The organism is Variovorax sp. NFACC27 (assembly GCF_048301545.1).
Classification (GTDB): Bacteria; Pseudomonadota; Gammaproteobacteria; order Burkholderiales; family Burkholderiaceae_C; genus Variovorax; species Variovorax gossypii.
Genome location: NZ_CP157613.1, coordinates 2,095,304 through 2,109,451 on the forward strand (window position 1 = coordinate 2,095,304; position 14,148 = coordinate 2,109,451).

General features: G+C 69.6%; 13 protein-coding genes. 6 read left to right on the top strand and 7 right to left on the bottom strand.

Annotated features, from left to right (window positions below; genetic code table 11):
• The first annotated feature begins 19 nt into the window (after positions 1 to 19).
• Together ABL840_RS09950 and ABL840_RS09955 are read left to right on the top strand one after the other, a co-directional pair.
• Complete coding sequence (locus tag ABL840_RS09950; RefSeq protein ID WP_093305689.1) at positions 20 to 1,201, top strand: DUF1624 domain-containing protein; 1,182 nt, start codon at positions 20 to 22, stop codon at positions 1,199 to 1,201.
• Positions 1,198 to 2,556, top strand: coding sequence for an OprD family outer membrane porin (locus ABL840_RS09955; RefSeq protein ID WP_418116238.1), 1,359 nt, complete (start codon positions 1,198 to 1,200; stop codon positions 2,554 to 2,556). The genes ABL840_RS09950 and ABL840_RS09955 overlap by 4 nt, the downstream gene beginning before the upstream one ends.
• Positions 2,557 to 2,579: 23 nt before the next feature.
• Here ABL840_RS09955 and ABL840_RS09960 read toward each other — a convergent pair whose 3' ends face one another.
• The 3 genes from ABL840_RS09960 to ABL840_RS09970 all read right to left on the bottom strand — a co-directional run bounded on the left by ABL840_RS09960 (position 2,580) and on the right by ABL840_RS09970 (position 4,928).
• Complete coding sequence (locus ABL840_RS09960; protein WP_093205109.1) at positions 2,580 to 3,041, bottom strand: winged helix-turn-helix transcriptional regulator; 462 nt, start codon at positions 3,039 to 3,041, stop codon at positions 2,580 to 2,582.
• Between the two features lie 88 nt (positions 3,042 to 3,129).
• Positions 3,130 to 4,383, bottom strand: coding sequence for an MFS transporter (locus ABL840_RS09965; protein WP_093305688.1), 1,254 nt, complete (start codon positions 4,381 to 4,383; stop codon positions 3,130 to 3,132).
• 11 nt (positions 4,384 to 4,394) lie between these two features.
• On the bottom strand, positions 4,395 to 4,928 hold the full coding sequence (locus tag ABL840_RS09970) for an N-acetyltransferase family protein (RefSeq protein ID WP_418116239.1): 534 nt from the start codon (positions 4,926 to 4,928) through the stop codon (positions 4,395 to 4,397).
• Between the two features lie 49 nt (positions 4,929 to 4,977).
• On the opposite strand from ABL840_RS09970, the gene ABL840_RS09975 reads away from it, so the two are divergent.
• The gene (locus ABL840_RS09975; protein ID WP_093305686.1) at positions 4,978 to 5,904 is read left to right on the top strand and encodes a LysR family transcriptional regulator; all 927 of its coding nucleotides are present in this window, start codon (positions 4,978 to 4,980) and stop codon (positions 5,902 to 5,904) included.
• A gap of 15 nt (positions 5,905 to 5,919) precedes the next feature.
• Here ABL840_RS09975 and ABL840_RS09980 read toward each other — a convergent pair whose 3' ends face one another.
• The 4 genes from ABL840_RS09980 to ppc all read right to left on the bottom strand — a co-directional run bounded on the left by ABL840_RS09980 (position 5,920) and on the right by ppc (position 11,248).
• Complete coding sequence (locus ABL840_RS09980; RefSeq protein WP_093305684.1) at positions 5,920 to 7,170, bottom strand: MFS transporter; 1,251 nt, start codon at positions 7,168 to 7,170, stop codon at positions 5,920 to 5,922.
• Positions 7,171 to 7,349: 179 nt separating this feature from the next.
• Positions 7,350 to 7,895, bottom strand: coding sequence for a hypothetical protein (locus tag ABL840_RS09985; RefSeq protein ID WP_093305682.1), 546 nt, complete (start codon positions 7,893 to 7,895; stop codon positions 7,350 to 7,352).
• A complete protein-coding gene (locus ABL840_RS09990; protein WP_093305680.1) occupies positions 7,892 to 8,293 on the bottom strand; it encodes a GFA family protein in 402 nt (133 codons plus the stop codon). Before ABL840_RS09990 ends, ABL840_RS09985 begins: the two co-directional genes overlap by 4 nt.
• Positions 8,294 to 8,404: 111 nt before the next feature.
• Positions 8,405 to 11,248, bottom strand: a complete 2,844-nt coding sequence (ppc, locus tag ABL840_RS09995) for a phosphoenolpyruvate carboxylase (RefSeq protein ID WP_093305679.1) — start codon at positions 11,246 to 11,248, stop codon at positions 8,405 to 8,407.
• Between the two features lie 103 nt (positions 11,249 to 11,351).
• Here ppc and hemC point away from each other — a divergent pair, with 103 nt between their 5' ends.
• The 3 genes from hemC to ABL840_RS10010 are packed head-to-tail and all read left to right on the top strand — an operon-like array spanning position 11,352 to position 14,141.
• Positions 11,352 to 12,257 carry a hydroxymethylbilane synthase gene (gene hemC, locus ABL840_RS10000; RefSeq protein WP_240652128.1) on the top strand — a complete coding sequence of 302 codons (906 nt, stop codon included), beginning with the start codon at positions 11,352 to 11,354 and terminating at the stop codon, positions 12,255 to 12,257.
• 16 nt (positions 12,258 to 12,273) lie between these two features.
• Positions 12,274 to 13,047, top strand: a complete 774-nt coding sequence (locus ABL840_RS10005) for a uroporphyrinogen-III synthase (RefSeq protein ID WP_093305675.1) — start codon at positions 12,274 to 12,276, stop codon at positions 13,045 to 13,047.
• Complete coding sequence (locus ABL840_RS10010; protein ID WP_093205083.1) at positions 13,044 to 14,141, top strand: uroporphyrinogen-III C-methyltransferase; 1,098 nt, start codon at positions 13,044 to 13,046, stop codon at positions 14,139 to 14,141. The genes ABL840_RS10005 and ABL840_RS10010 overlap by 4 nt, the downstream gene beginning before the upstream one ends.
• The last annotated feature ends 7 nt before the right edge of the window (positions 14,142 to 14,148 follow it).

Below are 14,148 nucleotides of genomic sequence, written 5' to 3' on the forward strand. Positions count from 1 at the left end.
TTCGATTCTCAATAACTGTATGACCGAATCCCCGAACATTCCCTTGCCGCCTCGCGCAGACTCACGCGGCCGGCTGCTTTCCATCGACGCGCTGCGCGGCCTCGTGATCCTGTTCATGCTGCTGGACCACGTGCGCGAGACCTTCTACCTGCACCGTCAGGTACCCGACCCGATGGTGGTGGCCGAGACACCGCCGGAGCTCTTCTTCAGCCGCCTGCTGGCTCACCTGTGCGCGCCGGTGTTCGTCCTTCTCACGGGGCTGTCGGCCTTCCTCTACGGCTCGAAGCATGCGGACGGCCGGGCGGCCGCGTCGTCGTTCCTGTGGAAGCGAGGGCTCTTCCTGGTCGTGCTCGAAGTCACGGTCATCAATTTCGCGTGGACCTTCCAGTTCCCGCCCTCCAAGGTGTTCCTGCAGGTGATCTGGGTGATCGGCCTGTCGATGCTGGCGCTGGCCGCGCTGGTTTGGCTGCCGCGCAGGGCGCTGTTCGCGCTGGGCGTCGTGCTCGTGGCGGGGCACAACCTGCTCGACGGCGTGCACTTTCCCGCAAGCCATGTGCTGCACGTGCCCTGGGCCGTGCTGCACGACAGGGGCTGGATCGAGGTGTCCGACGCGCTGCGCCTGCGCACCTCCTATCCGTTGCTGCCGTGGATCGGCGTGATCGCGCTGGGCTATGCCGCCGGCCCGTGGTTCCGCCAGGGCGCCGACGAGGCGCGGCGGCAGCGGCTGCTGCTCGCCTGGGGCCTGGCGCTGCTGGCCGGCTTCGTGCTGCTGCGGGCCGCGAACTTTTACGGCGACAGGCCGTGGGCGGCCGGCGACAGCGGCCTGGCCACCCTGATGTCCTTCCTCAACATCACCAAGTACCCGCCGTCGCTGCTCTTCATTGCGCTGACCTTGGGAGTCGGCCTGTTGCTGTTGCGCGCCTTCGAGCGCAGGCAGGGAGCCGCCTGGCTCGCGCCGCTGGCCGTGTACGGCGCGGCGCCGATGTTCTTCTACGTGCTGCACCTCTACGTGCTCAAGTTCCTCTACCTTGGCGGGGAGGCCGTGTGGGGTGCCAACCAGGGCAAGTTCTTCGGCTTCGATGCCGTCTGGGCCGTGTGGCTCGCGGCCATCGTGCTGGCCTTCGCGCTGTATCCCGCGGTGCGCGCGTTCGCGGCGCTGAAGGCGCGGCGCCGCGACATCGCCTGGCTCAAGTACCTGTGAGCGCCGTCGAGACTCGGGTGCCGGCCGCGGGCCGGTTCTTCGGTGCGGCCCTGGCCATGCTGGGCGGCGCATCGATGGCGGGCGAGGCCGGCGGCTTCGTCGAGGACACGCGCTGGAGCCTGCTCCAGCGCAGCGTCTACGAGAACCGCACCTATCTGCATGGCGACCGTAGCAACGGCGGACGCAATGCCACGCTGCCGAGGGCACAACGCAGCGACTACGCCCGCGAATGGGGCTACGGCCTCATGGGCACGGTCGAATCCGGGTTCACGCCGGGCCCGGTCGGTTTCGGCGCCGACGCGCATGTCTCGCTAGCGCGCAACCTCGACGGCGACGACTACCGCGTCGGCAAGATCCGCATGCTGCCGGTGGACGCCGCCGGCTACGCGCAGGAAGGCATCGCGCGCGGCGGCATCGCGCTGAAGGCGCGCGTTTCCTCCACCGTGCTGAAGGTGGGCGAGCAGCGCGTGAAGACGCCGATCTTCAGTTCGTCCGACACGCGCCTGCTGCCCGAGACCATGCGCGGCTGGCTCGTCACCAGCAACGAGTTCGACGGACTCACGCTGCAGGCCGGCCGCTTCACCGGCTCGACGGACCGCAACGCGCGCGGCACGAACAACCCGCTGGTCGTGAACTACCTCGATCCGAAGTCGCCCCGCGGAGACGCGTTCGACTTCGTCGGCGGAACCTGGAAGAGCACTCCCTCGCTCTCGCTCACGGCCTATCTCGGCCGCCTGAAGGACACCTGGCGCACCGGCTACCTGGGCGCCCACTACACGGTGCCGCTCCACGAAGCGCAGAAGCGCGCGCTCTCCTTCGACCTGCAGCTCTATCGCAACAAGAACACGGGCCGCGCGCTGGCGGGACCGGTCGACAACACCACGGCCAGCCTGATGAGCACCTACAGCCACGGTCCGCACCGCGTCGGCCTCGGCTGGCAGAAGGTGGCCGGCGACACCCCGTTCGACTACGTCACGCGCGGCGCCGTCTGGCTCGGCAACGCGGCGCAGCTTTCCGACTTCAACGCGCCGCACGAGCAGTCATGGCAACTGCGCTACGAAGTCGACGCCGCGCATTGGGGCGTGCCGGGGCTGTCGCTGGGGGCTGCCTACATCCGCGGCAGCGGCATCGACGGCAGCCGCGTGCCGGCGCGCGGAGGCTATGCCTGGCTGGGCTACGGCGAGCACGGCAGGCACTGGGAGCGCGACCTTTGGCTGCGCTACACGGTCCGGCATGGCAGCGCGAAGGGGCTGGCTTTCCTGCTGCGCTACGGCGAGCACCGCAACAACAAGGCGCAGGCCGAACTCAATGCGCGGCAGATCCGCGTGGCCATGGAGTACCCGCTGGGCAACTGAGGGGGGCGGGCGGCGCTGTTCCGTCAGCGCGCGGCCTTGGCTGGCAGCTTCTTCACGAAGGTCGCGTCCGGGTCGAGCTGCTTGCCGTCGCGCGTGCGCAGCTCGATCTTCGGCACCGGCTTGCCGCTGTCGCGCTCGAGCAGCACCGAATGCGGCTCGCCCCTGGCGTACAGGTGCGCCTCGCCCCAGTGCCGCAGGCCCACCACCACCGGGAACAGCCCCTTGCCCTTGGCCGTCAGCACGTATTCCTGGTAGGCCGATCCGTCGGAGGCGGGCACGAGCTCGAGCACGCCTTCCTGCACCAGGTTCTTCAGCCGGTCCGACAGGATGTTCTTGGCGACGCCCAGGCTCTGCTGGAACTCGCCGAAACGCTTCATGCCGTCGAAGGCATCGCGGATCACGAGCAGCGACCACTGGTCGCCGACGATGTCGAGCGCGCGTGCCATGGGGCATGTGTCGGCCTTGAGGCTTTTTCGTTGGGCCATGAGGGGCGGTGTTCTTTCCGGATCGGGGTGGGTTCGGCAGCGGTTGCCGATGTCAGTTTTATTTTAAAACCCTGGACCGGGCGTGCGCTCAGCGGGCCGCCATGTGCGCACGGTGCAGCCGCGAGAAGCGCGCGATCATCAGCGGCCCGAGCAGCGCGCCCAGCCCGGCGGAGCTCCATGCCGCCACCCACGCGTGCGTGCTGCCGAGGCCGAAGCGTATCTGCCCCCAGTCCAGCGCGAGGCCGAACACCCACGGGCTGAGCGCGCCCGCGCCGAAACCCATCACCGAGCGCACCGAGAAGGCCACGCCAAGCCGGTGCGGCGCCACCACGTCGGCCAGCGCGGTCGAATAGACCGACGAATCCGCGATGGCCAGCAGGTTGTAGACGGCAGCGGCCGCCGCCAGCAGCCACAGCGGCCAGCTCCACATCCAGCCGAAGGCGAAGGACATGCACAGGCTCGCGACGGTCGCGATCATCATCACCCGCGCGCGGCCGAGCCTGTCGGAAGCCGCGCCGCCCGCGATGCTGCCGAACACGCTGACCAGATGCGCCAGCGCCGCCAGCGCGATGCCCGCACCCTGCCACGATGCCTCCGTGCCCGAAGAGGCGACCAGATACGCCGGCAGCCATGCCCACAGGGCCATCAGCTCCCAGCAGTGGAAGGCGTAGGCCCAGTTGCCTGCCATGGCGGGCTTGTCGCGCACCGTGGCGGCCAGTGCGTGCAAGGTGCCTTCGCGCGCCGAGCCCGGCACGGGAGGCGAGGGCGGCCGCATGCGCCGCAGTGCCTGGATCGTCAACAGCGCGCCCGCCACCGTGCAGCCGGCCGCAACCAGCAGGCCCAGCCGCCAGTGCTGCAGATGGCTGAAAGTCGCCACCACCGCGAGCGAGAGCGCATAGCCCATCGACGACGATCCGATGAAGAGCCCCATCGCGCGTCCGCGTACGGCGGGCTCGGTGTTGTGCGCCAGCAGCTGCAGCCCCGGCGTGTACGAGGCGCCCGCGCACAGCCCGGCCAGGCCGTAGAGCAGCATCGCCGAGAGATGGTCGCGTGCGAAGAGCGCGAAGGCGAGCGCCGCCGCCGCGCTCACCGCGCTGCCCGCGAAGAAGATGCGCTGCGGCCCGTAGCGGTCGGCCAGCAGGCCCACCGCGAAGAGCGAACTCATGTAGCCCACGTGCCAGGCGCTCTGGATCGAGCCGGCCTGCGCGGCCGTCATGTGCCAGTCAGCCATTGCGAACGGCAGCACGCCGGAGTAGGCGGTGACGATCATCGACTGCAGCAGCCGGCTCGCGCACAGCAGCGCCAGCCAGCCGCGCGCGGGGCCGGCGGTGTTGCCCGACATGACGACGGGCCTCAGCGCAGGGTGCGCTGCATCAGCACGGTGTCCACCCAGCGACCGAACTTGAAGCCGATGTCGCTCAGCACGCCGACCTGCCGGAAGCCCAGGCTCTCGTGCAGCCGCAGCGAACCCGTGTTCGCGCTGTTGCCGACGCACGCGACCATCTGGGTGAATCCGGCTTCGGTGCAGCGCCGGATCACCTCGCCCAGCAGCGCCTTGCCGATGCCGTGGCCGTGCATGCCCTGCGCGACGTAGACCGAGTCTTCCACCGAGTGCCGGTAGGCCGAGCGGGCGCGGTAAGCGGTGGCATAGGCATAGCCGGCGACCTCGCCGTCGAGCATCGCCACGAGGTAGGGCATGCCGCGCGCGAGGGCGTCGACGCGGCGCTGCTGCATCTGGTCGACGGAAGGCACTTCTTCCTCGAAGGAGCACAGGTCGTGCAGCACGTAGTGGCTGTAGATGGACTGCACGGCAGCCATGTGATGCGGCATGGCGTTGAGGATCTCGACCGTGGCGGAAGCGAGCGGAGCAGGGGAATACGATGACATGGCCCCGATCTTGACGATGCGCCATCGATAAGTGAAGCTTGGCCTGCCTATGCATGACATAAGGAAGACTTTGGATAAATCGCTGAATCTCGACCAGCTCAGGTCCTTCGCGCTGGTGATCGAAACGGGCAGCTTCTCCGCCACCGCTGACAGGCTCGGCCTCTCGCAGCCGGCCGTGAGCCTGCAGATTCGCCAGCTCGAACGCCGCCTGTCGGTGCGCCTCGTCGAGCGCGTCGGCAAGCGCGCGCAGGCCACGCCGGCGGGCATGGAACTGCTGCGCCACGCGCAGGGCATCGAGACCGCGGTAGAGAACGCCATCGACGCGCTCGCCGATCACGCCAGCGGCGTCGCGGGCCGCGTGCGGCTGGGCACGGGCGCGACGGCCTGCCTGCATTTCCTGCCGGCCGTGCTGCGCGGACTGCGCGAGCGCTTTCCCGAGCTCGGCGTGGTGGTCAGCACCGGCAATACCGAGGACCAGGCGCGCAAGGTGGAAGAGAACAGCCTCGACCTCGCGCTGGTCACGCTCCCGGCGGCCGGGCGTTCGCTGACGGTGATGCCGGTGCTCGACGACGAGTTCGTGGCCATCGGGCGGACGGACCTCGAAGCGCTGAAGGCCAGGGTGACGCCGGCCGACCTGGGCGCGCTGCCGCTGGTGCTGTTCGAGCCCGCGGCCAACACGCGCAAGCTGGTCGACCGCTGGTTCGCCGCGGAGGGACTGCATCCGCAGCCCGTGATGGAGCTGGGCAGCGTCGAGGCGATGAAGGAGATGGTAGCCGCGGGGCTTGGCTATGCCATCGTGCCGGGCATGTCGATGGTGGGGCGGGGCGCCCATCCCGAGCTGAAGACAAGCCGGCTGAATCCCCGCATGCACCGCACGCTGGCCGTCGTGATCCGGCGGGACAAGCCCGTCAACAAGGCCTTGCGCGTGGTGCTCGATGCGATCGTGGCTGCCGGGAAGAAGCCCGGCAGCCGCTGATCGATCATTGCCGCGTTATTCCGGAACCGCAGCGAGCGCTGCACCACCGCGTGCGCGGCCCAGCGTGCCGACGATCAGCGCCGCGATCAGCACCAGCACGCCGCTGAGCACCATCGCGCTGGAGATTCCGAAGTTGTCGACCGTCACGCCGCCGATCAGCGCGCCGGAGGCGATCGCCACCTGGAAGCCGCTCACCAGCAGGGCCTGTCCGGCCTCGGGCGCGTCGGGCACGGCTTCCATCATCCAGCCGGTGAGTGCCACCGGGATCAGGCCGAAGGCCACGCCCCAGATCACGACAACCACCGCGCCGGGCACGAAGCCGGAGCCGATCACCGTCGTCAGAAGCAGGGCGGTGGCGAGCATCAGTGCAGCCAGCAGGGTGGTGGCACGCACGCTGCGAGCCACCAGGCTTCCGCCGAGGAAGGTGCCGATGAAGCCCACGGCGCCGTAGACCAGCAGCAGCGTCGAGACCGAGTTGGGCGCGAGGCCGAACACCTGCTGCAGCAGCGGCTTCAGGTAGGTGTAGGCCGCGAAGTGGCCGGCGATGAAGAACAGCACCGCGAGCAGGCCGACCTGCGCCATGCGGCGCGTGAGCGGCGTGAGCAGGTCGCGGGCGCCGATGGCGCGCACCGGCGGGATCGCGGGCAGCAACCACAGCTGCACCACCAGCACCGCGGCGGCGAGCGCGCCCGTCACGGCGAACGATGCGCGCCAGCCGAACAGCGTGCCCAGGAAGGAGCCGGCCGGCACGCCGAGCACCGTGGCGGCCGACACGCCGGCCAGCACGATCGACATGGCGCGCGCCTGCGAGGCATGCGGCACCAGCTGCGTGGCGGCGGCGGGCGCGAAGGTCCAGAAACCGCCCACGCACAGGCCGAGCAGCAGTCGGGCCACCAGCATGGTGGCGAAGTTGGGCGCGAAGGCCGCCAGCAGGTTCGAAGCGATCAGCAGCGTGGTGAGCGCGATCAGCACGGTGCGGCGGTCGAGCTTGCCCGAGGCCACGATGAGTGCCGGGCCCGCGAACGCGGCCAGCACGCCGGGCATGGTGACCATCAGGCCGGCCGTGCCGTCGGACACGTTGAGGCCGCGCGCGATGTCGGTGAGAAGGCCGATGGGCATGAACTCTGTCGAGACCATCGCGAAGGTGCCGACGGCGATGGAGCCGACGGCGAGCCATGCGGAGCGGGACGCGGGCGCCGGCGCGGAGGCCTGCACCGGTGCGCCGAGGTCGTCGATGCACGGGTTGCTGCTTGGGGAATTCATCATGATGGGAAACGGTCCTTGGAAGCACCGGAGGCGACGCGCACCGATGCCGTTGAAGAGGCATCGAAGTGTGCGAGCCGTCGCCTCCGCGACAAAGAGACCGGGGAGCAGTAGTCAGTTTCCCTGGGGCGAACAATCGGCCCTTTTGATGGCCATCGCCATCAATGCGCCCCTGATGCCCGTTACGCCGGTGCTGGCCGCAGCTGCAATATCCGCCCGTCGGCGATGAACGAATCGCCGATCAGCACACGAAAGGATTCACCGACCGGAAAGCGCGGCAGCGCGACGGCAGGCGAGAGGAACTCGATCTCCAGCGTAGCGGGCTTGCCGCGCTCCAGCGCATCGCCCGGCGGCACGACCCAGCGCGCCGAGAAACCTTCCTTGTCGAGCACCAGTGCGCAGCGGTACTCGCCCGGCGCGATGGGGATGTCCTGCGAGGGCAGGGCCGGCTTGCGGAAGGTGATCTCGGCGAGCACGCTGGGCGTGAAGGCGCCCAGATCGTCGAAGCCGGGCGGTGCCGGCGGAGGAGCCCGGCGCGGCCGCTTGCCGATGAGCCATGCGATGACGTTGCCGATGATCGGCACCCACAGCACCATCAGCAGCGTGGCGATGTCGCGCGTGGTCGAGCCGGGCGCCGCGTAGTGCCGCACGACCGCGCCGCCGACGGCCACGCACAGCAGCACAGCCACGATGAGCCTGCGCCTGGACTGGATCTTCGTGGTGCTCATGCCTTCGGCGGCGGCGCTTCGGGGAACGAGGGGATGGCCGTGGCGTGGTCGAGCCATGGCACTTCGTGCGAGGTCCAGATGTGCGCCGTGGGGCGCTGGCCCGGGTCGTCGTCGAGCGAGCCCAGGCGCAGGATCACCTGCGGCTGCGCCACCCATTCGGCCACGAGGTGCGTGCCGCAGCGGGTGCAGAAGTGGCGCAGCTTGCCGGGCGTCGACTCGAAGGAGCCGATGGCTTCCTCGCCCGCGGTCCAGCGGAAGTCGGGCCTGTCGGCGCGCGCGGTCGTCGTGAAGGCCGCGCTGTGCGCCTTGCGGCAGGTCTGGCAATGGCAGTGGATGACGGGGCCGGCGAGGCGCGCGGCTTCGTACCGGACGGTGCCGCAGAGGCAGGAGCCTTTCATGGCTTTTCCTTTTTCGTTCGCGATGGGTGAGCGGGGCTGCGAGTCTATGCCCGCCGCAAGAAAGGACGGGCCCGTTCAGGGCCCGTCTTCACATCGCCGTGCGGCGCGTCGTCAGCCGGTGTTGCGCAGCCCCGCCGCCACCCCGTTGATCGAGATGTGGATGCCGCGCTGCAGCCGCTCGCCGCCGTCGCCCGCGCGGTAGCGCCGCATCAGCTCGACCTGCAGGTGGTGCAGCGGGTCGATGTATGGGAAGCGGTGGCGCACCGAGCGCTGCATCTCGGCATTGCCCTCGAGCCGCTGCTTCGCGCCGGTGATGAGCGTGAGCGCGTCCGAGGTGCGGTGCCATTCGGCGTCGATCATCGAGAACACCTTCTGGCGCAGCTTGCGGTCGGTGACCAGCTCGGCGTAGCGCGAAGCCAGCGCGAGGTCGCTCTTGGCCAGCACCATGTCCATGTTCGACAGCAGCGTGCGGAAGAAGGGCCACTGCGCGTACATGCGCTGCAGCAGCGCCTGCCGTTCCTTCTTGCTCGCGGCATTGCCGGCGGCGGCCAGGAACTGCTCCACGCCCGAGCCGAAGCCGAACCAGCCCGGAATGGTGAGGCGGCACTGGCCCCAGCTGAAGCTCCACGGCACCGCGCGCAGGTCGTCGATCTTGTGGCTGGGGTTGCGCGAGGCGGGGCGCGAGCCGATGTTGAGCTCGGCGATCTCGCGGATCGGCGTGGAGCCGAAGAAGTAGTCGCCGAAGCCCGGTGTCTCGTAGACCAGCTTGCGGTACGCCGCCATGCTCGCGGCCGACAGCTCGCTCGCGGCCGAGAGGAAATTGGCGGGCGCCGACTTGCCCTGCGGCAGCAGCGTGGCTTCCAGCGTGGCGGCCACCAGCGTCTCGAGGTTGCGCCGGCCGATCTCGCGGTTGGCGTACTTCGAGCCGATGACTTCGCCCTGCTCGGTCAGGCGGATCTGCCCGCGCACCGTGCCCGGCGGCTGCGCCAGGATGGCCTGGTAGCTCGGACCGCCGCCGCGGCCCACCGTGCCGCCGCGGCCGTGGAACATGCGCAGGCGGATCGGCCTGGCCTTCTTCTTGTTCAGCTCGTCGAACAGCGACACCAGCGCGATGCCCGCGCGGTACAGCTCCCAGTTGCTGGTGAAGATGCCGCCGTCCTTGTTGCTGTCGGAGTAGCCGAGCATCACGTCCTGCTCGGCACCCGAACGCTCGATGAGCGCCTGGATGTTCGGCAGCGCATAGAAGGCGCGCACGATGGGCGCGGCGTTGCGCAGGTCTTCGATGGTCTCGAACAGCGGCACCACGATCAGGTCGCAGGTGGCGTTGCTGTCCATCGCGCCGCGCAGCAGGCCCACTTCCTTCTGCAGCAGCAGGGCTTCGAGCAGGTCGCTCACCGTCTCGGTGTGGCTGATGATGTAGTGGCGGATGGCCGCTGCGCCGTAGCGCGCACGCGCGGTGCGTGCGGCGGCGAAGATGGCCAGCTCGCTCTTCGCGAGCGGCGAGTAGTCGGCGTCGGGCACGCGCAGCGGGCGGGCGTCGTCGAGCAGCCTCAGCAGCAGCGTCTGCTTGGCCTCTTCGGCCAGCGATGCGTACGAGGGCTCGATGCGCGCGGTGGCCAGCAGCTCGGCGATGACGGCCTCGTGCTTGTCGGAACTCTGGCGCAGGTCGACCGTGGCGAGGTGGAAGCCGAACACCTCCACGGCGCGGATCAGCGGCAGCAGGCGCGGCGCGGCGAGCACGCTGCCGTGCTTTTCCTCGAGCGACTCGGCCACCGTGCGCAGGTCCGCCAGGAACTCGTCGGCGTTGGCGTACGGGTTCTGCGGCGCGACGGCGTGGCGCGCGGCCTCGCCTCCGGTGAGCTCGCGCAGCGTTGCGGCAAGACGCGCGTACACGCCGGTGAGGGCGCGGCGATAGGGCTCGTCCTTGCGGTGCTCGTTGGTGTCGGGCGAGCGCTCGGCCAGCGCCTGCATCTCGACCGACACGTCGACCAGCGTGGCCGAGAGCGACAGTTCGCCGCCCAGGTAGTGCACCTCGGTGAGGTAGTGGCGCAGCGCCAGTTCGCACTGGCGGCTCAGGGCGTATTCGAGCGTCTGGGCCGTCACGTTGGGGTTGCCGTCGCGGTCGCCGCCGATCCACTGGCCCATGCGCAGGAAGGGCGCGACCGACGGCGCCTGGCCGCCTTGCGCCAGCGCCTTCTCGAGGTCGGCGTACACGCGCGGGATCTCGCGCAGGAAGGTGGCTTCGTAGTAGCTCAGCGCGTTCTCGATTTCGTCGGCCACGGTGAGCTTGGAGAAGCGCAGGATGCGCGTCTGCCAGATCTGCGTGACGCGGATGCGCATCTGCGTTTCGTTCTCGGCGAACTCGAGCGGGGTGAGCGTGTCCTTGCCGCCCGCGTAGGCGCTCTGGCGCAGCCGGATCTCGTCGCGCACGGTGAGCAGCTGCGCGATGGCGCGCTCGGCATCGAGGATGCTCTTGCGCTGCACCTCGGTCGGGTGCGCGGTGAGCACCGGCGAAACATAGCTGTGGGCCAGCGAAGAGACGATGTCGTCGGGCTTCACGCCGGCCTTGCGGATGCGCGCGAGCGCGGTCTGCAGGTCGCCTTCCACGCTTTCGCCGGCGCGCTCGGTTTCGGTGCGGCGGCGGATCTGGTGGCGGTCTTCGGCAAGATTGGCCAGGTGGCTGAAGTAGGTGAAGGCACGGATGACGCGCACCGTCTCCACCGCGCTCAGGCCCTTGAGCAGGTTCTTCAGCGCCCGGTCGGCCGCGTGGTCCGCATCGCGGCGGAAAGCCACGGACAGGGTGCGGATCTTCTCGACCAGTGCGTAAGTCTCGTCTCCCTCCTGCTCGCGGATCACGTCGCCGAGGATCCGGCCCAACAGCCGGATGTCTTCGATCAGAGGCTGGTCTTCGGCCTGACGGCGCTTGGGCGGAGCAGGTGTCTTGCTGGCTTTCATTCGATGTTTGTCCTGGACTTCTTGAATGGAGTGCCGTCTTCGTTGTTGCGGCGCAACATGCTAGCATTCCCGCGGTTTGGAACACGTACTTTTGGGACCGGTCTTGAGCAATATCGTCATCGCCACGCGCGAAAGCCGCCTGGCACTGTGGCAAGCCGAACACGTGCAGTCGCTTTTGCAAGAAAGAGGCCACGCCGTCAGCCTGCTGGGCCTGACGACCACGGGCGACCAGATCCTCGATCGCACGCTCAGCAAGGTGGGCGGCAAGGGGCTCTTCGTGAAGGAGCTCGAACTGGCGCTCGAGGAAGGGCGCGCCGACATCGCCGTCCATTCGCTGAAGGACGTGCCGATGGACCTGCCCGAAGGCTTCGTGCTGGCCTGCGTGCTGGAGCGCGAGGACCCGCGCGACGCGCTCGTCTCTCCCCGTTACGAATCGCTCGACGAGCTGCCGCAGGGCGCCGTCGTCGGCACTTCCAGCCTGCGCCGCATGGCGCTTCTGCGCGCGCTGCGGCCCGACCTGCGCATCGAACCGCTGCGCGGCAACCTCGACACCCGGCTGCGCAAGCTCGACGAAGGGCAGTACGACGCCATCGTGCTGGCTGCGGCCGGGCTCAAGCGGCTGGGGCTGGAAAGCCGCATCCGCGTGGCCTTCGACGCCGACACCATGCTGCCCGCCGCGGGGCAGGGCGCGCTCGGCATCGAGGTGCGCGCCGACCGCAAGGACCTCATCGAACTGCTGGGCTCGCTGGCCCACAGGGGCGACTGGCTCTCCACCGCCGCCGAGCGCGCCGTGAGCCGAGCCATGGGCGGCAGCTGCTCCATGCCGCTGGCGGCCCATGCCCGCTGGCAGGCCGACGGCGCGCTGCGCATCGATGCCGCCTGGGGCGACCCCGAAGGCAACGTGCCGCTGGTGAAGGTGCATGCGCTGGCGCAGGCCGGCGACTTCGCCGAGGCCGACGCGCTCGGCGAGCATGCCGCGGCGCTGCTGCGTGCCGCCGGGGCCCACTGATACCGGTGGTCATCGTATGACCGGCCGTCCCGTCATCGTCACGCGGCCGGCGCGCGAAGCCGCGCAATGGGTGAGCGACCTGCGCGGTGCGGGGCTCGATGCGGTGGCGCTGCCGCTCATCGTGATCGAACCCGCCACGGACATCGAGCCGCTGCGCACGGCATGGCGGCAACTCGCGGACTACGCCGCGCTGATGTTCGTGAGCGCCACGGCCGTCGAGCATTTCTTCCAGCACAGGGGCACCGCCGATTCGCTGGCCGGTTGCCGCTTCTGGGCCACTGGCCCCGGTACCAAGCGCGCCTTGCTGCGTGCCGGCGTGCCGCCGGAGTCCATCGACGCGCCGCCGCCCGAGGCCACGCGCTTCGATTCCGAGGCGCTGTGGGAACGCGTCCACGCGCAGGTGTCGACGGGCGTTCGCGTGCTGATCGTGCGCGGCGGCGACGAAGCCGGGCGACCCGCGGGACGCGACTGGCTGGCCAACGAGGTCGATGCCGCGGGCGGTCGTCGCGACACGGTGGTGGCCTATCGCCGGCTGCAGCCGTCGCTGGATGTCGTACAACGCAAGCTCGCCATCGACGGCGCCGAAGGCCGTGCGATCTGGCTCTTCAGCAGCTCCGAAGCCATCGGCAATCTGCAGCGCGCGATGCCCGGCGTGCAGTGGCATGCCGCGAGCGCGGTCGCCACGCATGCGCGCATCGGCGAAGCCGCGCGGGCAGCGGGTTTCGGGACGTTGCGTGTATGCACACCGCTGCTGGAGGCGTTGGTCGCGTCTATAGAATCCTTGGCATGAGCGCCGCGTCCCCCACAGACGATCTTCCATCTTCCCCATCCGCTGCCACGGCGCCGGTGCCAGCCCCGCTGGCACCCCACCAGACACCTGCCGCGCAAGCCGCCGGAGCACTGCTTCTCTCCCGCATCGGATTCGCCCTCGTCGCCCTCGTGGCGCTGGCCGCATTGCTGATGTCGATCGCGCTGTGGCAGAAGGTCGGCGGCATGAAGGAGCAGCTCGCACGCCAGAGCGCCGACGCCATCGCGCAGTCGATGGAGGCGCGCACGCTGGCGCGCCAGGCCAGCGACACGGTGCGCGACGCATCGGCCCGCGTGGCGCTGGTCGAGACCCGCGTGACCGAAATCGCGCTGCAGCGCTCGCAGCTCGAGGAACTCATCCAAAGCCTCTCGCGTTCGCGCGACGAGAACCTCGTGGTCGACATCGACTCGGCCGTGCGCCTCGCCCTGCAGCAGGCGCAGGTCACCGGCAGCGTCGAGCCTTTGCTGGCCGCGCTGAAGGCCGGCGACACCCGCATCGCACGCGCCGCGCAGCCGCGGCTCGCACCCCTGCAGCGGGCCATGCAGCGCGACGCGGATCGTCTGCGGGTCAGCACCAGCAACGACGGTGGCGAGGCGCTGCAGAAGCTCGACGAGCTGATGCGCAACGTGGACGACCTGCCCACGCTCAACGCGGTGGCCGTTCGCGGCACCGGCACCAACGCCTGGCAGGCCGAGCCCATTCCGGCCGACGCGCCGTGGTGGCGCCGCGTGCTGCTCACGGTGCGCGGCGAGGCGCGCTCGCTGGTGCGCGTGGGCCGCATCCAGAGCCCCGAGGCGATCCTGCTGGCGCCCGAGCAGTCTTATTTCCTGCGCGAGAACCTCAAGCTCAAGCTGCTCAATGCGCGCCTGTCGCTGCTGTCGCGGCAGATGGAAGCCACGCGCAGCGAGCTGTCGCAGGTAACGGCTTCGCTCAACCGTTATTTCGACCCCGCGTCGCGCCGCACCCAGGCCGCGGCCACGCTGCTGCAGCAGCTGCAGTCCCTGGTGAAGACGACCGAGCCGGTCCGCATCGACGACACGCTGTCGGCACTTGCCACCGCAGCGGCAGGACGCTGATCGGACA